The organism is Kitasatospora sp. NPDC002227 (assembly GCF_040296285.1).
Lineage (GTDB): Bacteria > Actinomycetota > Actinomycetes > Streptomycetales > Streptomycetaceae > Kitasatospora.
On record NZ_JBEOWY010000005.1, the window covers coordinates 76,764 to 99,847 of the forward strand.

Here is a 23,084-nt window from a genome sequence, read left to right on the forward strand (position 1 = left end):
GAACGGCAGGTGCTCAGGCGGCCTGGAAGACGCAGCCGGCGTGGGCCTGGTTGCCGTAGGAGATGACGTCCGCGCGGTCGGCGGGGAGGCCGCGCAGGAAGGCGCCCGCGTACTGGCGGCCGATCAGGAAGGCGCCCCAGTTGAGGACCCACGGGGTGGGTTCGCCGGTCTCCGGATGGGGGAACGGTTCGGGCTGGGGAGTGACGAGTTCCTGGACGATGTGGCCCCCGGCCAGGGCGCCGGCCAGGGTGGCGGTCCACTCCTGGTCGCTGACGCTGCGTCCGAGGACGGTGCCGGAGCCGCCGAGGCCGTGCGAGGGCTTCAGGACCAGCCGGTGGCGGTTGCGCACGCAGTGGGCGAGCAGGTCCGTCTCCTCGCCGTGGACCAGGGCGGTGCCCGGCCGCAGCTCGTGGGTCCAGGGCAGGAACCGCTCCACCAGATCCCGCTCGGCGCCGTCGTAGGTCTCCTGGCAGCGGTCCTCCCACAGCATGGCGAGGGCCCGCTTGTTGCCGTGCATGGAGGTGCGCACCGGGGACAGCACCGGGACGCCGCACCGGGCGAAGGCGTCGAGCAGCTCCTCCGCACGCCGGATCGAGGCGGCGTCGGCGGTGAGCTCGCCGAGGGTGAAGTAGCGGTAGACCAGGTCGACGGGGCTCCCGTCGACCATGATGCGCCCGGCCTCCTCGCGGACGGCGTCGGTGTCGCAGGGCACGGCCTCGATGCCGTACGGCGCGAGCAGGGCGCAGACGGTACGGATCGAGGGCGCCGTCTCGAGGTAGCCGCTCGGCCAGTCCATGATCGCGATGCGCGGGGTGTCGCCGGCGCGGCCGGCGTCCTGGGCGGTGCGGACGATGTGGGCGGCGAGCAGGCCCAGGGTGTCGGGGAAGGCCAGGCCCTCCGCCGCGGCGAAGGCAGCCGTCGCCGGGTCCTCCAGGAGGAGGCGGTTGAGCTCGGGGGTCTCCAGGCCGCCCAGTGCGCTGCTGAGGTTGAACTCGAGGAGCCGGAAGCCGCTGCCGTCGTGGTAGAGGTCGGCGCGGCCGATCCGGGCCGGCTGCTGGCCCGGGAGGCGCAGCGCGAGCCGGGCCTGCTCGGGGCGCAGGCCCACGGCGGTGGCGAAGGCGTGCGCGTCCCCGCCGAAGAGCCGGTCGGGCAGGGAGAACAGCAGGTCCATCATGCCGTTCAGGTCCTGTGCGAGCCGGGCCGCCTCCTCGGCCGTCTGGAACACCGGCCGGGTGAGGAAACGGTCCTCCAGGGCCGTGTGCACGCGGTCGAGCCGGGCCGGGTCGGGGGTGGCGGGCCAGGCCGGGCGGCGGCCCGCCGCCGAGGCGAGGTAGCGCTCGGTGAGGGGGTCGCGGACGGCGCCGGCCGTGGTCGCGGTGGTCATCGGGCCGCTCCGTTCTCGAGGTCGCTGGTGCTGACGGTGACCAGGGCGAGCGCTTCGCGGGCCCGGCCGAGGGCCTCGTCGGCGGTGGCGGCGACGGCGGTCACCGAGCCGCACCGGTCGCCGGAGCCGCGCAGTTCGCGGACGGTGTCGCCGGTGCGGGTGGTGGCGTCCACCGACACCACCCCGGGTGCGGCGGCGGCCGCGTCCCAGCCGGAGACCTCGGTGGCGAGGCCGGGGGCGGCGGTGAGGAACCAGGTGGCGGCGGCGCCGGCCGGCTCCCCGGCGGCCCGGGGCGCGGGCACCCCGGCCGTCTGGGCCGCGAGCAGGTCGCGGATGTCGAGGCCGGTGACGTGCCGGACCAGGTCGACGATGCCGTCCCCGCCCGGCCGGTTGTGCGACTCCACGATGCGGGGACCGCGCGGGGTGAGGATGACCTCGGTGTGCGCGGGGCCCTCGACCAGCCCGATCGCGTCCAGGAAGCGGCAGGTGGCCTCCGCCAGCGCGGCGCGCACCTCGGCGGGCACCCGGGCCGGCACCACGTGACCGATCTCCACGGCGTTGTCACCGGTGAACTTCTCGGTGACGGCGAGGAGTTGGTGGCCGCCTTGGTGGGAGAAGGTCTCCACGCTGAACTCAGGCCCGGCGAGGAACTCCTCGGCGAGCAGCTCGCCTGGCCGACTCCCGACCCGGGCGCGGGCGGCGGCGACGCCCTCGGCGTCCCGGAGGACGGCGATGCCCTCGCTGCCGGAGCCGTCCCGCGGCTTGAGGACGACCGGCAGGCCGGCCTCGGCCACGAACGCGTCCACGTCCGCCGGGCTGTGCATCAGCCGGGCGCGGACGGCGCTGTCGTCGACGGCCGGGTCGAAGGCCTCCCGCATCAGGGACTTGTCCTTGAGCAGCAGGACGGTGCCGAGCGGGTTGCCGGCCAGCCCGAGGGCGTCGGTGATCCGGGCCGCGGTGGTCAGGAACCGCTCCCGGACCGTCACCACCCGCTGGATGGGCACCACCTGGTGCAGCGCCACCGCCCGGCGCACCCACTCCTCGGGCTCGCCCTCGGCCAGCAGCCAGGCCTCGTGGCAGGCCTCGGCGTGAGCAGCGGTGAACTCCTCGGGCGTGCCGCCGTAGACGACGTAACTACCGTGCTCGCGCAGGGCCTTGGGCAGCCGGGTGCCGCCGCCGAGCACCAGCACGGCGGGTGTGGGGGTGGTGGTCATGCCGACTCCTGAAGTACGGGGCCCCTCGCGGGGGCGGGGATCGGTACGTGGTCGCGCTCGGCCCGGCGGGTCGCGGCGGGCACCGCGGCGGCGGCCGCCGCGACCACCAGGCCGAGCAGGAACCAGCCGGTGGCGGGCCGCCAGGTCGGGCCGTCTGCCAGGCAGACGGTGGTGACCACCAGCGGGGCGACCGCCGCCGTGGCACCACTGCCGAGGGAGAAGAACCCCTGGTACTCGCCGTGGGATCCGGCCGGTGCGAGCTCGTAGCTGAGCCCGTAACTGCCCGCCGAGTGCCAGAGTTCACCCGCGGTGTGCAGCACCATGCCCGCCACGAGCAGCGCGAAGGCCGCAGCGGCGGAGCCGGTGAAGGCGGCGGCCGCGATCACCGCCCAGCCCGCCCACAGGACCCAGCCCGCGCGGCGGACGGCCGCTGCCGCCGTCGCCGCCTCGCCCGTGCCCCGGGCGAAGGGGACTTGGAGCAGGACGACCAGCACGGTGTTGGCCAGGATGACCGCGGAGATGCTCCACCGGGGGGCGTGGCTGTGGCCGGCGATCCACAGCGGCAGGCCGAGCGACAGCACGTCGTAGTGGATGCTGGTGAGCCCGCACAGTGCGGTGACCACCGCGTACGGGCGGTTGCGCAGCACCGCGCGGCGCGGTGGCGCGCCCGGCCCGGGGCCGGCCGGCGCGACGGCGGGCACCCGCAGCAGCGGCAGCGCGGCGCCGACGTAGGTGGCCGCGTTGACCAGGACGATGCTCAGGTAGGCGGCCCGGGTGTCGGCGGCCAGGGCGAGGGCGGCGAGCGCCGTGCCGATGCTCAGCCCGGCGTTGGTCACCGACTTGAGCAGGGCCCGCAGCCTGACCCGGGCCTCCCCCTCGCCGAGTCCGCCGATCACGGCGCCCCGGGCGGCGCTGCCGCCGCGCTGCGCGAGGGCGGCGAGGGTGTTCGCCACCACGAACGCCCACAGGGAGTGGACCAGGGCGAAGGAGGCCGTGGCCACGGCCTGCCCGAGCAGGGCGAGCGCATAGGTGCCACGGGCGCCGAAGCGGTCCGCGACCCGGCCGATCGGGACGGCCGCGGCGAGCCCGACCAGCCCCGCGACGGCCAGCCCGAGGCCGACCTGGGCGGGGGCGAGCCCCACCGACCGGGTGAAGAACAGGGCGCTCACCGGCAGCAGGAGCCCGCTGCCGGTCTGGCCGACCAGGGTCGACAGGGCCAGCGCCCGGGGCGCGCCCGGCTCCGGCAGCAGCGCACGCAGCCGGCCCCGGAGGTCAGACACCGTCGGCCGCTTCCAGCTCGGCGATCCGCTCCAGGACGATCTCCGCGTGCCGCTCCGGGTCCGGCACCGGGTGCAGCAGGGCCCGCACCTCACCGCCGCGGTCGAGGATCACCGCGGCCCGGGCGAACAGCGTGCGCCCGTCGGCCGTCACCTCCGGCACGCCGAGCGCCCGGCCCAGCGTCAGGTCGCCGTCGCCGATCAGCGGGTAGCCCAGCTCGCGGGTCCGGGCGAACTCGGCCAGCCGCCCCGGGGCGTGCGCGCTGGCGCCGAGCGCCCGGACGCCGGCCCGGGCGAACCGGGCGGCGGTGTCGCGCACCGAGCACAGCCCGGTGGTGCACCCGGCCAGCTCGGGCAGGACTTCGCCGATGCCCGGCTCGGTGATGAAGAACAGCGCCGTCCAGCGGTGCTCGGGGGACGGGACCGCGATCGGGCCTTCGGTGGTCTCGACGGTGAGGTGCATGGTGGTTCCTCGGTGGATCGGTGGTGCGGGCGGCTGGGTCACACGGTCTGGGCGTACTGCTCGATCTCCCACGGTGTGACGACACGGTGCCAGGCGGCCCAGTCGCTGCGGGAGTTGCGCACGACGGCACCGGCGGCGAGTTCGCCGAGGGCGGCGCGCACCGTGGCGTCCTCCTCCAGGGCGCGCAGCGCGGTGGGGAGGTCGGTGGGCAGGGCGGCGATGCCCCGGGCGGCGAGGTCGGCGGCGGTCAGGGTGTCGGCCGGCTCCTCGCAGGCCTCGGGCAGCTTCAGCGCCCGGTCCTGTCCGTCGGCGAAGGCCGCCAGCACGCCCGCGAAGAGCAGGTGCGGGTTGGCCGACGGGTCCGGGCTGCGCAGCTCCAGGCGCAGCGAGCGCGGCGCGGCGGTGTCGCCCGCGACCTTGAACGCGGTGGAGCGGTTGTGCCTGGCCCAGCTGGCGTGCACCGGGGTGCCGGAGGCCGGGACGAGCCGCTTGTACGAGTTGACGCTCGGGTTGCCGAGGGCCGTCAGGGCCGGGGCGTGGTCGAGGACGCCGGCCAGCGAGTGGCGGAACAGCTCGGACATGCCGTCGGCGTCGGCCGCGTCGTGGAACAGCGGCCCGGCCTCGCCGTCCAGCGAGACGTGGACGTGCAGGGCGTTGCCGTAGAGGTGGGCGAGCGGCTTGGGCATGAAGACCGCCGACAGGTTGCGGCGGCGCGCCATCACCTTGGCGGTGTGCTTGAGCAGCAGCAGGCGGTCCGCCGTCTCCAGCGCGCCGCCGTGGCGGAAGACGAGCTCCCGCTGCCCGGGGCAGACCTCGTGGTGGTGGCCGTCGACGGTCAGGCCCATCAGGGCCAGCGCCTCGGCGATGTCCCGGCAGACCTCGTCGGCCTGCTCGTCGACGCTCAGGTCCCAGTAGCCGGCTCCGTCGGCGGGCTCCCCGGCGGTGCCGGGGGCGGCCGCGCGCAGCAGATAGAACTCGGCCTCGACGCCGAAGACGGGGCTCTGCCCCCGGGCCTCGGCGGCCGCGACGGCCCGGCGCAGCACGGCCCGGGGGTCGGCGGCGAAGGGCTGCCCGGCGGCGTCGAGCACGTCGCAGAAGACCAGGCCGACCGTCCGTCCGGCGGGCGTGGTCCACGGGCGGTGGACGAAGGTGGCGGGGTCGGGCCGCAGCCGCAGGTCGCTGTGCTCGGGGTCGCCGTACCCGAGCAGCACGGAGCCGTCGAGGGTCCAGCCGCGGTCGCGCACCTCGGCCCAGCGGTCCGCGGGGACCTCCAGGGTCTTGAGGCGCCCGGCGACGTCGGTGAAGAGCAGCTGGACGAGGTCGACCTCGAGGGCCGGGTCGTCGGTGGCGTACTGCCGGGTCATCGCTGTGCTGCTCCTTCGTAGTGGGCGTGGGCGCGGTCTTCGGCGGCCGGGGCGGGCAGATAGGCCGCGAGGACGCGGTCGGAGAGGCGGCCGAGCGAGCTCAGGTTGGGGAAGCCGGGGCCCTGGGCGAGCGCGGCCAGGTTCGGCAGGTGCAGCGGGGCGGGCATGCCGTCGACGGCGAGGGAGGTGTCGATGGTCCGCTCGACCCGCTCGCGGGCGAGGTCGCCGCCGAGCGCGTCGCGCAGGGCCTGCTCGGCGCGCGGGCCGAGCAGGCGGGTGAACCACATCGGGTCGCCGCCGGTCGCGTCGACGACCAGGTCGGCGAGGTGGCTGTGGCGGCGGCCGCCGTACGCGATCTCCACCTCGACCTGCCCGGTGCCGGCCTCCCCGGTGCCGACCACCCGGCCGGGTTCCCAGGTGACGTTCCTGGTCAGGGCGAGGTCGTCCTGCACGTCCTGGGAGAAGACGGCGCGGTCGGTACGGCGGATGAACTCGAGGCGGTCCGCCTCGGTGAGCCCGGTCCAGCCGGTGGGGTCGCTGTAGTAGCGGTTCTCGAAGGCGCTCTCGCCCCGGCTGTACAGGGTGGCGCGCGGGGTGACGACGGTGACCTGGCGGTCCAGGCCGACGGCCAGCTCGCGCACGATGGTGCCCGCGGTCTCGCCGGCGCCGATGACGGTGACCTGCCGCGCCCGGGCTGGCAGCCCCTCGGTGACGAGCCGCCAGAACCCGGCGGTGTCGACCACCCGGGTGCCGTCGGGGTCGACGGCACCGGCGGTCGGGCCGGGGCCGGAGACCAGCAGGCCGCAGCCGTGCACCTCGCTCGTGCGCTCGCCGTCGTGCACGGTGAGCGTCCAGCCGCCGTCCGTGATCTCGGCGTGCCGCACCTCGGCGATGACGGTGCGCAGGCCGGCGCGCTCGGCCGCCCACTCGAGGTAGGCCGCCCACTCGCGGTGGCTCGGCTGCGGCCGGCCCCGGTCGATCCAGCGGGCGTAGCTGCCCCGGTCCAGCAGGTGGCTGGACCAGCTGAAGCCGGCCATCCGCCGGGCTATCTCGCCGGTGAGCGGGTCGTCGGCGTCACCCCAGGTGCTGCAGTCGTAGGGGAAGCCGAGGTCCTTCTCCGGGAGGGTGCCGAGCCGCTGCAGGCCGTTGGTCCAGCCCCGGCCCTCGCGCCAGTTCGCGGCGGTGGAGTCCCGCTCGACGGCGAGCACCTCGGGTACGTCGAAGCCGGCGGCGCGCAGCACGCGCGACTTCACGGCGAGGGCGATGGCCTTGGGGCCGGCGCCGATGACCAGCAGAGGGGCACCGGCGGGCCCGGTCTCCCAGGCCTCCCCGGCCGGGTGGCGGTCCAGGGTGGTTGAGTTCGACATGGTTGCTCCCCCTCAGTGGAAACGGGCGGGGTCGAAGGCGGCGGGGATGCCTGCGCCCCGGCCGCCGAGGATCCGCTCCGCGAGTTGTTCCGGCATGACCTGCGAGTACGGCATGCCGTGGCCGTTGAAGGCGGCCAGCACCCAGAGGCCTTCGGTGCCCGGCCAGGCACCGACCAGGGGGCAGCGGTCGGGGGTGAAGGCCATCACGCCGCTCCAGGCCCGGACCACCGGCACCCCGGCGGCCTCCGGCAGCAGCGCGGGCAGCGCCATGGCGAGGCGGTCGGCCAGGTCGGGTGCGAAGGCCGGGGTGTTGCTGCCGGCCGGCACCTCGATCCCCTCGTCCCGGCCCGGCACGGTGTTGCGCAGGCCGCCGATCAGCAGGGAGCCGTCCGGCGTCTGTCCGCCGTAGAGCAGGCCGCGGTCGAGCCCCCACTGCGGGATGCGGAAGTCCACCGGGGCGGTCTGCACCAGCTGCCCCCGGACGGGGGTGATGACCTCGGCCAGCTCCGGCAGCAGGTGGGGCGTCCAGACGTTGAGGGCGACCACCACCTGTTCGGCGTGGACCTGGCCGGCGTCGGTGGCGACGAGCCAGCCGCCCCCGGCGGCCGGTGCCACCGAGGCCACCGTGACGCCGCAGGCGAACTCGGCTCCGCCGCGCGCGGCGGCCTCCGCCATGCCGCGGACGTACCCGACCGAGTGCACCGAGTCCTGGTCGGGCCGGTACAGGCCGCCGAGCACGGTGTCGGGCAGGTCGGTGCCGAAGGCCGCCCGCGAGCCGGGCAGGTCCAGCCACTCGGCCGGGATGCCGTCGGCGCGCAGGGCCTCGGCCGTCCGCTTCAGTTCGAGGGCCTCGTCCTCCTCGACGGCGAGGTCGAGCTTGGCGGTGGGGAAGCGGGTGGCCGCGATGCCCTCGCGGGCGGCGACCTCACGCACCAGGTCCCGGTTGGTGAGGGTGGCCCGGTAGATGGCCAGCGCCTCGGCGTGGCCGTACTTCTCGACGGCGAGGGCGTGCTGGGCGTTGCCGCCCTGGATCAGCCGGCCGGCGTTGCGGCCGGAGGAGCCCATGGCGGGGGCGGTGTTGCGCTCGATCACCAGCGGGCGGTGCCCGGCCCTGGTGAGCCAGTAGGCGAGGGTGGCACCCATCACCCCGGCGCCGAGCACGCAGACCCCGGCCCGGGCGGGCAGGGCCGCGGCGGGCCTGGTCCAGGCCGGGCCGGTGGCGAGCCAGTAGGAGTCGGGCGAGCTCATGGTGGTCCTTGTCGTGGTGGGGCCGCTCATCAGGTCCAGCACTCCGAACTGGGCAGCCGGTGCGCGGGCCGCTCGCCCTGGGCGGCGGCGGAGGTGGTGACGGTGACCAGCGCGGCGATCTCCTCGGCTCGCGCCAGCGCCGCCGCGGTGGAGTCGCCGACCGCGATGACGTAGCCGAGGCGGTGCAGGTTGGTGGAGACGGCGTCGACGGTGTCGCCCGGCCTGGTCAGCAGGACCATCCGTTCGCGGGCCGGGTCCAGCCGAGCGGCCGCGGCGGCCACGCCGTCGATGCGGCGGACGACGCCGGGCTCGCCGGTCAGGAAGCGGATCGCCGCGCCGCCGGTGAAGGCGGTCCGCTCCAGCGCGTCGAGGTCGACCGGCCGGCCGAGCGCCAGGTCGGCGGCGAGGTCGTAGACGTTCACACCGGTGGTGAGCCGGACGAGGTCCATGATGCAGTCGCCGGCCGGGCGCGGGTTGACCTCGATGATCCGGGGGCCGGCCTGGGTGAGGATCATCTCGGTGTGCGCGATGCCGTGGTCGAAGCCGACCGCCTTCAGGGCGGCGGTGGCGATCTCGCGGACCTCCGTGCCGAGCGCGCCGTCGAGGCGGGCCGGGGTGGCCTGGCCGAGCTCGACGAAGGCCTCGCCGCGGGTGCTGAGCTTCTCGGTGCAGGCCAGCACCACGGTGCGGCCCGCGACGGTGACCGTCTCGACGCTGATCTCCTCGCCGATCAACTCCTCCTCCGCGAGCAGGACCCCCGACTTGGTGAAGCGGGCCGCGGTCTCCCAGGCGGCGTCGAGCTCCTCGGGCCCGGCGGCCCGGATCACCCCGCGGCCGGCCGAGGAGTCCGCCGGTTTGAGGATCAGCGGGTAGTCGAGCCCCGCGACGGCGGCCGGCCGGTTTCCGGCGGCGGTGCCGGCCCGCAGGGTGCGGAAGCCGGGGCCGGGCACGCCCGACTCGGCGAAGCGTCCGCGCGCCCAGGCCTTGTCGGTGAGGTGCTGCAGCGTCTGCGGCGAGCAGCCGGGCAGGCCGAACTCCTCGGCGAGCCGGGCCACCAGGGGCAGCGTCGAGTCGAGGAAGCCGATCACGCCCTTCGCGCCGTCGGCGGCGGCCAGCACGGCGCGACAGGCCTGGTACACCTCCTCCGCGGGGCGCTCGGGCGAGAGCGGGATCTGGCGCTCGGCCAGCCGGAGGTAGGCGGCGGTGGCGCTCTCCGCCACCGCCAGTTCGAGGTCCGGCCGGGCGGTCCAGGAGGTCAGCGCCTGCTCGCGCAGACAGCCGACGCGGACCAGCAGCAGGAGGTCCTTCGCGTCCATGGCGACAACTTTCGTTCGAGGATGGTTACGACCGGAGGCGGGCGGTCGGCTCATCCCCAGCCGGTGTCCTTCGTGGCCAGGTGCGCGACCGGCCGGCCGGCGCCCAGCTGGTGGCCACCGGCCTCGAGCCCGGCGGCCGACTGCAGGCCGGCCGTCACGGCGGCGGCCGCCGTGAGCACGAGAATCCAGCGCTTGATCTTGTTCATGTGGAGCTCCACCCCGTTTTGCTCTTGCACGTTCCGAGCCGGCCTTCGGTGCTCGGTCGCACCCTCGGCTCGTTCCGATCATCACCTCCGGTCAGTGCACGGACCACCTCCGTCAGGGATCATGTAGAGGCAATGACGGAACATGAAGGCAGTACAAATGGCATCTGAACACCAGGTAAACGGACAGATCGGACCGCTCTCCGGCCCGTACGCCCCTGACCTGCAGCGGATGTACGCCGCGGCCCTGCGCGAGGGCCCGCTGACGCGGCAGCAGCTGGCCGCGACGGCCGGTCTGTCCGAGGCCGGGGCCGAGGCCGCCGTCGGACAGCTGCTGGCCTTCCACCTGCTGCAGCCGGCCGAGGACGGCACCCTCCGGGCCTGCGCGCCCCAGGTGGCGGAGGCCCGCACGCTCGGGCCGCTGCGGGCCCGGCTGCAGGACGTGCAGGAGCGCATCGACGGCGCGACGGTCGGGTTCGACGCCCTGCGCACGGTGTTCGCGGAGGCCACCGGCGGCCGGGCCGACGACCGGGCCGTGGCGGTGATCCCGGCCTCCGACGTCAACGTGCTGCTGGACAAGGCGGCCGCCGAGTGCGCGACGGACCTGTTGACCGCCCAGCCCGGCGGACCCCGACCGGTGGAGGTGCTGGCGGAGGCGCTGACCCGGGACTCCGAGCTCCTCGACCGCGGCGTCCGGATGCGCACCATCTACCAGCACAGCGCCCGGTTCAACCCCGCGACCGAGGCCTACGCCGAGCGCCTGACCGCGGCGGGCGCCGAGATCCGCACCCTCAACACGCTCTTCCCCCGCCTGCTGGTCTTCGACCGCAGACTCGCCTTCGTCCCGGCCGAGGGCGGCGGCGCACTGAAGATCCGGCAACCGGACCTGATCGCCTTCCTGGTGGGCACCTTCGAGGCGTCCTGGAGCAGCGCGATCCCCTTCGCCTCCGCCTACGAGACCCGCAAGCAGAAGCTGATCGTCCCGGACATGCAGCGGGCCATCGCCCGGCTGCTGCTGCACGAGGACAAGGACGTCGCCATCGCCCGCCAGCTCGGCATCAGCGAGCGCACCTGCCGCCAGCACATCGCCAAGCTGATGACCCGGCTCGGCGCGCGCAACCGCACCCACCTGGGGTACCTGCTGGCGACCGACCCGGACACCTCCGGCGGGCCGGGCCGGGCAGCCGACAACTGAGCCGAGAACACCCCGGGTTCCGTTACAGACTGACCCCTTCCTACCGGGCGGTAACTTCGCTACAGTGACCGCACGCACCACCGCTGGGCTTCGGGAGCCGCACCAGCGGGGCCGCCGCCCGTCGTGCCAACGCACGCTGTCCGGGCGGGGTTCGGGTGCCGGTATTGCCGAGTGCAGCGCAGCGACATCTTCAGCGCCTGAGCACCACGTCACACCCGCGCACGGCCGGAGCGGACCGGCCTGCCGCAGCGTGTGCCGCAACCGTCATTCCCGCCGCCCCGTGCCGCCGTACCCTCCCTCGCCTCCGGGCCTGCCACTCGGCATACCCGAAAACAGAGGCTGCTGCCCGGGGTCCATGACAAGGAGTCAGGACAATGGAGCGTCCCTTCCCCACCGTCGCCGTGGTCGGCCTCGGCACCATGGGTGCCGGTGTCGCCGTCGCGATCGCCCGTAGCGGGCGGCAGGTGATCGGCATCGAGGCCGACGGGCCGGCCGCCGTCCGGGCGCTGGCCCGGATCGAGGCGAGCACCGAGCGCGCGGTGCAGCGCGAGCGGCTCACCGCAGAGGAGCGTGCCGCGCTGCTGGCCAACATCTCCGTCGGGGCAGACCTGACGGCAGCGGCGGCGGCGAACCTGGTGATCGAGGAGGTCCCCGAGCAGCTGGAGCTGAAGCGGGAGATCTTCGCCGAGCTGGACCGGATCTGCCCGCCGGAGACGGTGCTGGCGACCGGTACCACCGCGCTCAGCGTCACCAGGATCGCCGCTGCGACGGGCCGCCCCGAGCGGGTGCTGGGCCTGCACTTCTTCAACCCCGTGCACACCATGAAGCTGGTCGAGATCGTCCGCACCGTCCTGACGGCCCCTCAGGTCTCGGAGGAGGCCGCCGCCTTCGCCCGTGAGCTGGGCAAGGAGCCGGTGGCGGCCGGGGACCGGGCCGGGTTCGTGGTGAACGGCCTGCTGTTCGCGTACCTCAACCAGGCCGCCGCGATGTACGAGTCCAAGTACGCCACCCGGGAGGACATCGACGCCGCGATGCGGCTCGGCTGCGGCCTGCCGATGGGCCCGCTCGCGCTGCTCGACCTGATCGGCGTGGACACCGCCCGGACCGTCCTGGAGGCGATGTACGAGCAGTCGCGCGACCGCCTGCACGCCCCCGCGCCGATCCTGGGCCAGCTGGTCTCGGCCGGACTGCTCGGCCGCAAGACCGGGCGTGGTTTCTACACCTACGAGGCGCCGGGTTCGTCCAAGGTGGTCACGGAGAGCGCCAAGGCGGCCAAGGAGCGGGTCGCGGGTCGCGAGGTGCGCGAGGTCGCCGTCTGCGGCTCCGGCACCATGGCGACCGGCATCGTGGAGGTCTTCGCCAAGGCCGGGTACCAGGTGCTCCTCGCCGCCCGCAGCCAGGAGAAGGCCGACAAGGCCAAGGCGCAGCTGGCGAAGTCGCTGGAGCGTTCGGTGGCCAAGGGCCGCCTGAGCGCCGAGCAGCGCGACGCCGCGCTCGCCAACGTCACCCCCACCGGCCGCTACGAGGACCTGGCGAACGCCGACCTGGTGGTCGAGGCGGTCGCGGAGGACCTGGCGATCAAGCGCGAGCTGTTCACCACCCTGGACAAGATCTGCAAGCCGGGCGCAGTACTGGCGACCACCACCTCCTCCCTCCCCGTGATCAGCTGCGCGACGGCGACCAGCCGCCCGCAGGACGTGATCGGGATGCACTTCTTCAACCCGGCCCCGGCGATGAAGCTGGTCGAGGTGGTCTCCACCGTGCTGACCGCCGAGGACGTGACCTCAACCGTGCTCGAACTCTGCGGCAAGGTGAAGAAGCACGCCGTGGAGTGCGGCGACCGGGCCGGCTTCATCGTGAACGCGCTGCTCTTCCCGTACCTGAACGACGCGGTGCGGATGCTGCAGGAGCACTACGCGACGGTGGACGACATCGACACCGCGATGAAACTGGGCTGCGGCTACCCGATGGGCCCGTTCGAGCTGCTCGACGTGGTCGGCCTGGACGTCTCGCTGACCATCGAGCAGGTGCTGCACCAGGAGTTCCGCGAGCCGGGCCTGGCCGCGGCGCCGCTGCTCGAGCACCTGGTGGCGGCCGGCTGCCTGGGCCGCAAGACCGGGCGCGGCTTCCGCGACCACGCGCGCCGATGAGTGCCCTGTCGACCCCGCCGCCCGGCGGCGGGTCCCGAGGAGTGCCGGCGCCACTGCGGCCGGCCTGGAACCCGGCCGCCCCCTCGGCCCACTGGCCCCGGCCGGTGGCCGGTGGGCCGGTGGCCCCGGTCCGGCGCCGTGGGCCCGGCACCGGCCCCGCCCAGCCGTGTAGCGTTCCGGGCATGGACCGGCCACAGTCAACCACCGACACCTCCGAGACCGCCCCGCAGCCCGTCGAGCCGCCGGAGGCGGCGCGCCCCGCCGAAGCCGGCGCGGGTCACCGGCGGGCGGCGGCCCAGCGCCTGCAGATGCGGCAGGACTTGGCGGCGGCGGCGATGGAGCTGTTCGCCACCCAGGGGTACGAGGAGACCACGGTCGACCAGATCGCGGCCGCCGCCGGAGTGGCCCGGCGCACCTTCTTCCGGTACTTCCGGTCGAAGGAGGAGGCGATCTTCCCGGACCACGACGACACCCTGGTGCGGGTGGCGGACCTGCTGGCCAGCGCGGACTACGAGGAGCACCCGCTCGACGTGGTCTGCCGGGGCATCAAGGAGGTGCTGCGGATGTACGCCTCCACCCCGGGGGTGTCCGTCGCGCGGTACCAGCTGATCCGCCAGGTGCCGGCCCTGCGCGAGCGCGAGATCGCGGTGGTCTCCCGGTACGAGCGGCTGTTCACCCGCTACCTGCTCGGCCGCTTCGACGCGGCCGAGGAGATCCCGCCGGGCTGGCAGCGCGGCGGGGACGACGACTCGATGCTGGCCGAGGTCTCGGCTGCGGCGGTGGTCGCGGCCCACAACCACGTGCTGCGGCGCTGGCTGCGGGCGGGCGGTCTGGGTGACCCGGAGGCGCAGCTCGACCACTCCTTCGAGGTCATCCGGAACACCTTCTGGGCGACCGCGCCGCGGGGCTCCCGGCGCCGCGGTTTCGGTGTGGCACCCGGTGCCAGTGGTGACACAGTCACTCCGGACGAGGCGAGTGCCATCAGCGCACTCAGTGCCACGCCGGGCGGTGAGGTGCTCATCACAGTCGCCCGCACGGACGCTCCGCTGGACGTCGTGGTGGACTCCATCCGTGCTGCCCTCGGCAGCCCAAGATCCAACTGACCACTGCGTTTTCGCAGGTCAGTGGGGTAGATAAGGCCCGTCCCAGTGCCGTGGGGCGGGCCTTTGCCTTGCCTTCGCAGGGGGTCGGATCACGCTTCGATGACACCGCGATTTGATGGCACCGCGTGTCTTTACGAGTGGCACAGGGTGCCACTACCTTGTTACCCATCAGTCGCGGCGCCGCGGCTTCCCACCATGGCGCGCCTCGTCTGTGCGACCCCACCAGACGTCGCCGCACCACCCGAAGACCACCCTCAGACCGACAGCGAAGCCGGTGTCCGCTCCCGGCTCCCCCAGACGCCCTGTGCCCCCTCACACAGGTACGCCTTCGGAGGCAGCCATGCAGGAAATCCTCGACGCAATCCTCTCCACCGACAGCACCTCGGCGGACTTCGCCAACCTGGCGCTTCCGGAGCACTACCGAGCCGTCACGCTCCACAAGGACGAGGAGCAGATGTTCGCGGGCCTCGACAGCCGCGACAAGGACCCCCGTAAGTCCCTCCACCTCGACGACGTCGCCCTCCCGGAGCTCGGCCCGGGCGAGGCCCTGGTCGCCGTCATGGCCAGCTCGGTGAACTACAACACCGTCTGGTCCTCGATCTTCGAGCCGGTCTCCACCTTCGGCTTCCTGGAGCGCTACGGCCGCCTCTCCCCGCTGACCAAGCGTCACGACCTGCCGTACCACGTGCTCGGCTCCGACCTCGCGGGCGTGGTGCTGCGCACCGGCGCGGGCGTCAACGCCTGGAAGCCGGGTGACGAGGTCGTCGCGCACTGCCTGTCGGTCGAGCTGGAGAGCCCCGACGGCCACAACGACACGATGATGGACCCGGAGCAGCGCATCTGGGGCTTCGAGACCAACTTCGGCGGCCTGGCCCAGATCGCCCTGGTGAAGACCAACCAGCTGCTGCCCAAGCCCAAGCACCTCAGCTGGGAGGAGGCCGCCTCCCCCGGCCTGGTCAACTCCACCGCCTACCGTCAGCTGGTCAGCCGTAACGGCGCCGGCATGAAGCAGGGCGACAACGTGCTGATCTGGGGTGCCAGCGGCGGCCTCGGCTCCTACGCCACCCAGTACGCCCTGGCCGGCGGCGCCACCCCGATCTGTGTGGTCTCCAGCGAGCAGAAGGCCGAGATCTGCCGCGCCATGGGCGCCGAGGCGATCATCGACCGCTCGGCCGAGGGCTACAAGTTCTGGAAGGACGAGAACAACCAGGACCCGCGCGAGTGGAAGCGCCTGGGCTCCAAGATCCGCGAGTTCACCGGCGGCGAGGACGTGGACATCGTCTTCGAGCACCCGGGCCGCGAGACCTTCGGTGCCTCGGTCTACGTCACCCGCAAGGGCGGCACCATCGTGACCTGTGCCTCGACCTCGGGCTACATGCACCAGTACGACAACCGCTACCTGTGGATGTCGCTCAAGCGCATCGTCGGCTCGCACTTCGCCAACTACCGCGAGGCCTTCGAGGCCAACCGCCTGGTGGCCAAGGGCAAGATCCACCCGACCCTGTCCAAGGTCTACTCCCTGGAGGAGACCGGCCAGGCCGCCCTCGACGTGCACCACAACAAGCACCAGGGCAAGGTCGGCGTGCTCTGCCTCGCCCCCGAGGAGGGCCTGGGCGTCCGCGACCACGAGCTCCGCGCCACGCACCTCGACGCGATCAACCGCTTCCGGAACATCTGATGAGCGAGCCCTTGAAGCGCGACCGCCCGTGGCTGATGCGTACCTACGCCGGCCACTCGACGGCGAAGGACTCGAACGCGCTCTACCGGCGCAACCTGGCGAAGGGCCAGACCGGTCTCTCGGTCGCCTTCGACCTGCCCACCCAGACCGGCTACGACTCGGACCACGTGCTGGCCCGTGGCGAGGTCGGCCGGGTCGGGGTGCCGGTGGGCCACGTCGGCGACATGCGGACGCTCTTCGAGGGCATCCCGCTGGAGCAGACCAACACCTCCATGACGATCAACGCCACGGCCATGTGGCTGCTGGCGATGTACCAGGTGGTCGCCGAGGAGCAGGGCGCGGACATCGCCAAGCTCACCGGCACCACCCAGAACGACATCGTCAAGGAGTACCTGTCGCGCGGGACGCACGTCTTCCCGCCCGGCCCCTCGGTGCGCCTGATCACCGACATGATCGCGTACACCGTCGGACACATCCCCAAGTGGAACCCGATCAACATCTGCAGCTACCACCTGCAGGAGGCCGGGGCGACCCCCGTCCAGGAGATCGCGTACGCGATGTGCACGGCGATCAGCGTCCTTGACGCCGTCCGTGACTCGGGGCAGGTCGCCCCGGAACGGATGGGCGAGGTGGTCTCGCGGATCAGCTTCTTCGTCAACGCCGGCGTGCGGTTCGTCGAGGAGATGTGCAAGATGCGCGCCTTCACCCAGCTCTGGGAGAAGGTCACCCGCGAGCGTTACGGGATCACCGACCCCAAGCAGCGGCGGTTCCGCTACGGCGTGCAGGTCAACTCGCTGGGCCTGACCGAGGCGCAGCCGGAGAACAACGTCCAGCGGATCGTGCTCGAGATGCTGGCCGTCACCCTCTCCAAGGACGCCCGCGCCCGCGCCGTCCAGCTGCCCGCCTGGAACGAGGCGCTGGGCCTGCCCCGGCCCTGGGACCAGCAGTGGTCGCTGCGCATCCAGCAGGTGCTGGCCTACGAGTCGGACCTGCTCGAGTACGGCGACATCTTCAACGGCTCGGCGGTCATCGAGGCCAAGACGGCCGAGCTGCTGGCCGGGGCCGAGGCGGAGATCGCCAAGGTGCTCGAGATGGGCGGCGTCATTCCGGCCGTCGAGTCCGGCTACCTGAAGTCCAACCTGGTGGCCGCGCACGCGGCGCGCCGGGCCCGGATCGAGGCTGGCGAGGACAAGATCGTCGGCGTGAACTGCTTCGACACCACCGAGGAGAGCCCGCTGACGGCCGACCTCGACACCGCGATCATGGTGGTCGACCCGGCCTCCGAGCGGTCCGTGCTGGCCCAGCTGGAGGCCTGGCGCGGCCAGCGCGACGAGGCCGCCGCGCAGGCCGCACTGGCCGAGCTCAAGGCCGTGGCCGCGACCGAGGCCAACCTGATGGCCGCGACCCTGGCCTGCGCCCGCGCCGGGGTGACCACCGGCGAGTGGTCCTTCGCGCTGCGCGAGGTGTTCGGCGAGTACCGCGCACCCACCGGCGTGGGCGGCGCGCCCGTCGCCGTCGCGGCCGAGGACGGCAGCGAGCTGGCCGCCGTCCGCGCGGCGGTGGCCGCGACCGCCGAGGAGCTCGGCGCGGGCAAGCTGCGCCTGCTGGTCGGCAAGCCGGGCCTCGACGGCCACTCCAACGGCGCCGAGCAGATCGCCGTCCGGGCCCGCGACGCCGGGTTCGAGGTGGTCTACCAGGGCATCCGGCTGACCCCCGAGCAGATCGTCTCCGCCGCCGTCGCGGAGGACGTGCACTGCGTGGGCCTGTCCATCCTCTCGGGTGCCCACCCGGAGCTGGTGCCGGACGTGCTCTACCGACTTCGGCGCGCGGGGGTGGAGGATGTGCCGGTGATCGTCGGTGGCATCATCCCCGCAGCGGACGGCGAGGCCCTCAAGGCCGCCGGCGTCGCCGCGGTCTTCACCCCGAAGGACTTCGGCATCACCACCATCATCGGCCGGATCGTCGACGAGATCCGGCTGGCCAACAGGCTTCAGCCCTGGGCCGCGACCACGGCCGCCACGAGCTGACCCCGGAAGGACCTCATGACTGTCAACCGCCTCCGCCCGCGCCGCTCCTGCCTGGCCGTCCCGGGCAGCAACCCGCGCTTCCTGGAGAAGGCCCAGGGCCTCCCGGCCGACCAGGTCTTCCTCGACCTGGAGGACGCCTGCGCGCCGCTCGTCAAGGAGAGCGCCCGCCACAACATCGTGGACGCGCTGAACAACGGCGACTGGGGCAAGAAGACCAAGGTCGTCCGGGTCAACGACTGGACCACCCACTGGACCTACCGCGACGTCATCACCGTCGTCGAGGGCGCCGGCCAGAACCTCGACTGCATCATGCTGCCGAAGGTGCAGACCGCCGAGCAGGTCAAGGCGCTCGACCTCCTGCTCACCCAGATCGAGAAGACCATGGGCTTCGAGGTCGGCAAGATCGGCATCGAGGCGCAGATCGAGAACGCCAAGGGCCTGATCAACGTCGACGCGATCGCCGAGGCCTCGCCGCGCCTGGAGACCATCATCTTCGGCCCGGCCGACTTCATGGCCTCGATCAACATGAAGTCCCTGGTGGTCGGCGAGCAGCCCCCCGGCTACAACGCCGACGCCTACCACTACATCCTGATGCGCATCCTGATGGCCGCCCGTGCCAACGACCTGCAGGCCATCGACGGCCCCTACCTGCAGATCCGCAACGCCGAGGGCTACCGCGAGGTGGCCGGCCGCTCCGCGGCGCTGGGCTTCGACGGCAAGTGGGTGCTCCACCCGGACCAGGTCGCCGCCGCGAACGAGATCTACTCGCCCTCGCAGGAGGACTACGACCACTCCGAGCTCATCCTCGACGCGTACGACTACTGCACCTCCGAGGCGGGCGGCGCCAAGGGCTCCGCGATGCTCGGTGACGAGATGATCGACGAGGCCAGCCGCAAGATGGCCCTGGTCATCGCGGGCAAGGGCCGGGCCGCCGGCATGGAGCGCACCACCAAGTTCGAGATCCCGGAGAGCTGAGCCATGCAGTTCGGACGCACCTACGAGGAGTTCGAGGTCGGGGCCGTCTACAAGCACTGGCCCGGGAAGACGGTCACCGAGTACGACGACCACCTCTTCTGCCTGCTGACCATGAACCACCACCCGCTGCACATGGACGCCAACTACGCGACCACCACCGTGCAGGGCCAGAACGTCGTGGTCGGCAACTACATCTACTCGCTGCTGCTCGGCATGAGCGTCGAGGACGTCTCCGGCAAGGCGCTCGCCAACCTGGAGATCGAGTCGCTGCGCCACATCGCGCCGACCTTCCACGGCGACACCATCTACGGCGAGACCACGGTCCTCGACAAGAACATGACCTCGAAGCCGGACCGCGGCATCGTCTACGTCGAGACCAAGGGCTACAAGCAGGACGGTACGGTCGTCTGCATCTTCCGCCGCAAGGTGATGGTGCCGACCGAGAAGTACCTCGAGGAGCGTGGCGGCGACCAGCCCGGCCGCCCCACTCCCCTCTCCTAAGGACCCCGGTCCGGGGCGCGCGCCGTCATCGCTCGCTCCACCGGCCAGGGGGCTCCGCGGAAGTCACGCTTCGCGGAGCCCCCGCAACTCACCCTCGCCCACCCGTCGCCCGCCGCCACCCTTCTTGGGACGCGCTGCGCGCGACACCCCCCACTTCCCTGACCAGGAGCCGCACGATGGCACGCCTCGCACAGACCGACGGCCTCACCGAGATCCAGCGGGACATCCTCGCCACCGTGCGGGACTTCGTCGAGAAGGAGATCATCCCGGTCGCGACCGAGCTGGAGCACAAGGACGAGTACCCGACCGCGATCGTGGAGGGGATGAAGCAGCTCGGCCTGTTCGGCCTGACCATCCCCGAGGAGTTCGGCGGCCTCGGCGAGTCGCTGCTCACCTACGCCCTGGTGGTCGAGGAGATCGCCCGCGGCTGGATGTCCGTCTCCGGCATCGTGAACACCCACTTCATCGTGGCCCACATGATCAACGCGCACGGCACCCAGGAGCAGAAGGAGTACTTCCTGCCCAAGATGGCCGCCGGCGAGCTCCGCGGGGCCTTCTCGATGTCCGAGCCGGCCCTCGGCTCCGACGTCTCGGCGATCTCCACCAAGGGCGTCAAGGACGGCGATTTCTACGTCCTCAACGGCCAGAAGATGTGGCTGACCAACGGCGGCACCTCGAGCGTCGTCGCGGTGCTCTGCAAGACCGACGAGGGCGGCTCCAGCCCCTACAAGAACATGACCACCTTCCTGATCGAGAAGACCCCGGGCTTCGGCCCGAACGAGTCGGTGCCCGGCCTCACCGTGCCCGGCAAGATCGAGAAGATGGGCTACAAGGGCGTCGACACCACCGAGCTGGTGCTGCAGGACGTCCGCATCCCGGCCGACCGCGTCCTCGGCGGCGTCCCGGGCAAGGGCTTCTACCAGATGATGGACGGCGTCGAGGTCGGCCGCGTCAACGTCGCCGCCCGTGGCTGCGGCGTCGCCCGCCGCGCCTTCGAGCTGGGCATCTCCTACGCCCAGCAGCGCTCCACCTTCGGCAAGAAGATCGCCGAGCACCAGGCCATCCAGTTCAAGCTGGCCGAGATGGCCACCAAGGTCGAGGCCGCGCACCAGATGATGGTGATGGCCGCCCGCAAGAAGGACAGCGGCGAGCGCAACGACCTCGAGGCCGGCATGGCCAAGTACCTGGCCTCCGAGTACTGCAAGGAGGTCGTGGAGGACGCCTTCCGCATCCACGGCGGCTACGGCTTCTCCAAGGAGTACGAGATCGAGCGCCTCTACCGCGAGGCTCCGATGCTGCTGATCGGTGAAGGTACGGCGGAGATCCAGAAGATGATCGTGGGCCGCCGCCTGCTCGAGGAGTACAAGATCGCGGAGTGATCCGCGCAGCTCACCGCTGACTCCGGGAAAGAGATCGGCCGTCCGGATTTCGAATCCGCCCGACGGCACCGGTCCGCCCGGACCATGAACCAGGAGGACCGGGCGTGCGGGCCCGTCCTCCGCCCGCCGCCACGACCGTACCGATCCCCGGCCTGGTCAGCCGGGGGGAGCGGGCTGGCGGCCCCGGGGAAAGGGCCGTAGGGCGCGCACCACCTGGTGCGCGCCCTACGGTTCCGCGCACACCACCGAAACCGCCCGAACGTGCGGGTAAGCCTGCCCTGTTCGTATTGAGACATGGCTCACGCGAGTGCTCCGAGCCCTTGGGGAACCGCCACTCCCCGAGCTACGGTCGTATACATAGCAGGCACAGATCGGCACCGCGACGGACACCTGGACATGCAGGCGGCTTGCCCACCTACCGCCTGGTCCCGATAGCATCCCCGGGACAGCAGCCGTCCCCTTTTCACTCGATCCCCGCGGTGGCCCCCGTCCAGCGGCCATGATCCCCCGCGACTAAGGTCTTCGATGCCCATCAGCCCGTCCCCTCACACCTCCGTTCCGGCCGGCGACGCCCTCGCCGCCCAGGCGGCCGGTCGCCGTCCGCGCGTGACCATCGCCCGCGGAGCCACCCCCTGGTTCGTGCCGACCCTGGCCACCGCCGCGATCACCACCGCCCTCACCCGGCGCAGCGGCAAGTGGGCCCTGGCGGCCGTACCGGCCTGTGCGCTGAGCGCGGGCATGCTGTGGTTCTTCCGGGACCCCGAGCGTGAGATCAGCGCCGGGAGAGTCATCTCCCCCGCCGACGGCGTGGTGCAGAGCATCGACCCGTGGCCGGACGGCCGCACCCGGGTCGCGATCTTCATGAGCCCGCTCAACGTGCACGTCAACCGCGCGCCGCTGCCGGGCACCGTGACCTCCGTCGAGCACATCGCCGGCGGCTTCGTCCCGGCGTTCAACAAGGACAGCGACCGCAACGAGCGCGTCGTGTGGCACTTCGACACCGAGATCGGCGACATCGAGATGGTGCAGATCGCGGGGGCCGTGGCCCGCCGCATCGTGCCGTACATGGCCGCCGGGACCAAGGTCGAGCAGGGCGAGCGGGTCGGTCTGATCCGCTTCGGCTCCCGCGTCGACACCTACCTCCCGCCCGGCGTCGAGGTCGGCGTCGAGGTGGGCCAGAAGACCACCGCCGGGGTGACGCGCCTTGACCGTGACTGATCCTGAGACGCTCGTCGGCCTGGGCGAGGACGAGGAGACGGACCTGCGCCGCCGCCGCTGGGCGCGCGACCGCGAGCTCCGCGCTCCCCGTTCGCCCCAGCACCTCTCCACCGCCGACTTCCTGACCCTGGGGAACGCCGTCTGCGGCTTCCTGGCGATCTACTCGATCACCACCGGGGTCCTGATGCCGCACCTCACCGGGGAGACCTCCTCGCCGAACCGCAACAGCGCCGCCACCGCGGTGACGCTGCTGCTGATCGGTTCGATGTGCGACCTCTTCGACGGGCTGGTGGCGCGCAAGCTGCGCTCCTCCGCCCTGGGCGCGGAGCTGGACAACCTCGCCGACCTGATCAGCTTCGGGATCGCGCCGGCGTACTTCGTGGCCGTCTGGGGCATCGTCTCCCCCGACAGCAACCAGCAGCTGTCGGCGTTCATCGCCCTGACGGTGCTGCTGGCGGTCGTACTCCGTCTCGCCCGCTTCTCGGCGGTCAAGATGCGGCCGGGGGTCTTCCAGGGCATGCCGTGCCCGATGGGGGCCATGACGGTCATCGCGATCGTGCTGCTCGACCCGCCGATGCTGATCGGGCTGGCGATGATCTTCGGGGTGGCCTACCTGATGGTGAGCCGGATCGAGTACCCGAAGCCGCAGGGCCTGCTGGCCACCGCCACGCTGTGCTGGATCGTCGTCTCGATCGGCTGCCTGGCGGCCTGGGCGGCCGGGCTGCCGGGCGGTGACACGCTGATGCACATCGGTGCGATCGCGCAGATCACGCTGGCCGCGATGGCTCCGCTGCTGGTCATCCGCCGCAAGGTGGGGCAGAAGGTCGGGGACGTGCGGGCGCGCCGCGCGGAGTCGCGCGGCTGCTAGTCGCTTGGACGCGAGAAGGGCCCCATTCCGGGTGAACCGGAGTGGGGCCCTTCTGCTTACTGATGCCGCTGATAGTGCAACTGACTGCTGTGCCCTCAGTGACGCGAGGTGGGTGGCTGGCCGCGCCGTTCCCCGCGCCCCTGGATAGTGCAAC

At 72.6% G+C, this 23,084-nt stretch carries 19 protein-coding genes; 10 read left to right on the forward strand and 9 right to left on the reverse strand.

All coding sequences use genetic code 11. The features are described from left to right. Nucleotides 1–13: 13 nt before the first annotated feature. The 9 genes from ABT095_RS06435 to ABT095_RS06475 are packed head-to-tail and all read right to left on the reverse strand — an operon-like array spanning nucleotide 14 to nucleotide 9,839. The gene (locus ABT095_RS06435; protein ID WP_350528143.1) at nucleotides 14–1,384 is read right to left on the reverse strand and encodes a hypothetical protein; all 1,371 of its coding nucleotides are present in this window, start codon (nucleotides 1,382–1,384) and stop codon (nucleotides 14–16) included. Further along, complete coding sequence (locus ABT095_RS06440) at nucleotides 1,381–2,598, reverse strand: ATP-grasp domain-containing protein (RefSeq protein ID WP_350528144.1); 1,218 nt, start codon at nucleotides 2,596–2,598, stop codon at nucleotides 1,381–1,383. The genes ABT095_RS06435 and ABT095_RS06440 overlap by 4 nt, the downstream gene beginning before the upstream one ends. After that, a complete protein-coding gene (locus ABT095_RS06445) occupies nucleotides 2,595–3,878 on the reverse strand; it encodes an MFS transporter (RefSeq protein ID WP_350528145.1) in 1,284 nt (427 codons plus the stop codon). The genes ABT095_RS06440 and ABT095_RS06445 overlap by 4 nt, the downstream gene beginning before the upstream one ends. After that, nucleotides 3,871–4,338: a redoxin domain-containing protein gene (locus tag ABT095_RS06450; RefSeq protein WP_350528146.1), complete on the reverse strand. Its 468-nt coding sequence runs from the start codon at nucleotides 4,336–4,338 to the stop codon at nucleotides 3,871–3,873. Before ABT095_RS06450 ends, ABT095_RS06445 begins: the two co-directional genes overlap by 8 nt. Before the next feature lie 38 nt (nucleotides 4,339–4,376). Beyond that, nucleotides 4,377–5,702, reverse strand: a complete 1,326-nt coding sequence (locus ABT095_RS06455; protein ID WP_350528147.1) for a glutamine synthetase family protein — start codon at nucleotides 5,700–5,702, stop codon at nucleotides 4,377–4,379. Further along, nucleotides 5,699–7,069 (reverse strand): SidA/IucD/PvdA family monooxygenase, encoded by a 1,371-nt coding sequence (locus ABT095_RS06460; protein WP_350528148.1) that lies wholly within the window; start codon nucleotides 7,067–7,069, stop codon nucleotides 5,699–5,701. Before ABT095_RS06460 ends, ABT095_RS06455 begins: the two co-directional genes overlap by 4 nt. 12 nt (nucleotides 7,070–7,081) lie before the next feature. Next, entirely contained in the window at nucleotides 7,082–8,317 is a 1,236-nt protein-coding gene (locus tag ABT095_RS06465; RefSeq protein WP_350528149.1) for an NAD(P)/FAD-dependent oxidoreductase, read from the reverse strand. Nucleotides 8,318–8,346: 29 nt separating this feature from the next. Further along, nucleotides 8,347–9,633 carry an ATP-grasp domain-containing protein gene (locus ABT095_RS06470; RefSeq protein WP_350528150.1) on the reverse strand — a complete coding sequence of 429 codons (1,287 nt, stop codon included), beginning with the start codon at nucleotides 9,631–9,633 and terminating at the stop codon, nucleotides 8,347–8,349. Nucleotides 9,634–9,683: 50 nt separating this feature from the next. After that, on the reverse strand, nucleotides 9,684–9,839 hold the full coding sequence (locus ABT095_RS06475) for a hypothetical protein (RefSeq protein WP_350528151.1): 156 nt from the start codon (nucleotides 9,837–9,839) through the stop codon (nucleotides 9,684–9,686). A gap of 157 nt (nucleotides 9,840–9,996) precedes the next feature. Between ABT095_RS06475 and ABT095_RS06480 the strand changes: the two genes are divergently transcribed. The 10 genes from ABT095_RS06480 (at nucleotide 9,997) to ABT095_RS06525 (ending at nucleotide 22,930) form a co-directional block, all read left to right on the forward strand. Next, nucleotides 9,997–11,031: a helix-turn-helix transcriptional regulator gene (locus tag ABT095_RS06480; RefSeq protein WP_350528152.1), complete on the forward strand. Its 1,035-nt coding sequence runs from the start codon at nucleotides 9,997–9,999 to the stop codon at nucleotides 11,029–11,031. A 374-nt stretch (nucleotides 11,032–11,405) separates the two neighbouring features. Further along, nucleotides 11,406–13,181 carry a 3-hydroxyacyl-CoA dehydrogenase family protein gene (locus ABT095_RS06485; protein WP_350528153.1) on the forward strand — a complete coding sequence of 592 codons (1,776 nt, stop codon included), beginning with the start codon at nucleotides 11,406–11,408 and terminating at the stop codon, nucleotides 13,179–13,181. A 182-nt stretch (nucleotides 13,182–13,363) separates the two neighbouring features. Then, a complete protein-coding gene (locus tag ABT095_RS06490) occupies nucleotides 13,364–14,284 on the forward strand; it encodes a TetR family transcriptional regulator (protein WP_350528154.1) in 921 nt (306 codons plus the stop codon). A gap of 340 nt (nucleotides 14,285–14,624) precedes the next feature. Further along, complete coding sequence (ccrA, locus tag ABT095_RS06495; RefSeq protein ID WP_350528155.1) at nucleotides 14,625–15,962, forward strand: crotonyl-CoA carboxylase/reductase; 1,338 nt, start codon at nucleotides 14,625–14,627, stop codon at nucleotides 15,960–15,962. Further along, nucleotides 15,962–17,989: an ethylmalonyl-CoA mutase gene (locus ABT095_RS06500; protein ID WP_350528156.1), complete on the forward strand. Its 2,028-nt coding sequence runs from the start codon at nucleotides 15,962–15,964 to the stop codon at nucleotides 17,987–17,989. The genes ccrA and ABT095_RS06500 overlap by 1 nt, the downstream gene beginning before the upstream one ends. Before the next feature lie 15 nt (nucleotides 17,990–18,004). Then, a complete protein-coding gene (locus ABT095_RS06505; protein WP_350528157.1) occupies nucleotides 18,005–18,964 on the forward strand; it encodes an HpcH/HpaI aldolase/citrate lyase family protein in 960 nt (319 codons plus the stop codon). Nucleotides 18,965–18,967: 3 nt separating this feature from the next. Beyond that, entirely contained in the window at nucleotides 18,968–19,465 is a 498-nt protein-coding gene (locus tag ABT095_RS06510; protein WP_350528158.1) for a MaoC family dehydratase, read from the forward strand. Between the two features lie 176 nt (nucleotides 19,466–19,641). Then, nucleotides 19,642–20,844 carry an acyl-CoA dehydrogenase family protein gene (locus ABT095_RS06515; RefSeq protein WP_350528159.1) on the forward strand — a complete coding sequence of 401 codons (1,203 nt, stop codon included), beginning with the start codon at nucleotides 19,642–19,644 and terminating at the stop codon, nucleotides 20,842–20,844. 525 nt (nucleotides 20,845–21,369) lie between these two features. After that, nucleotides 21,370–22,062 (forward strand): phosphatidylserine decarboxylase, encoded by a 693-nt coding sequence (locus ABT095_RS06520; protein WP_350528160.1) that lies wholly within the window; start codon nucleotides 21,370–21,372, stop codon nucleotides 22,060–22,062. Next, nucleotides 22,049–22,930: a CDP-alcohol phosphatidyltransferase family protein gene (locus tag ABT095_RS06525; RefSeq protein WP_174805578.1), complete on the forward strand. Its 882-nt coding sequence runs from the start codon at nucleotides 22,049–22,051 to the stop codon at nucleotides 22,928–22,930. The genes ABT095_RS06520 and ABT095_RS06525 overlap by 14 nt, the downstream gene beginning before the upstream one ends. The last annotated feature ends 154 nt before the right edge of the window (nucleotides 22,931–23,084 follow it).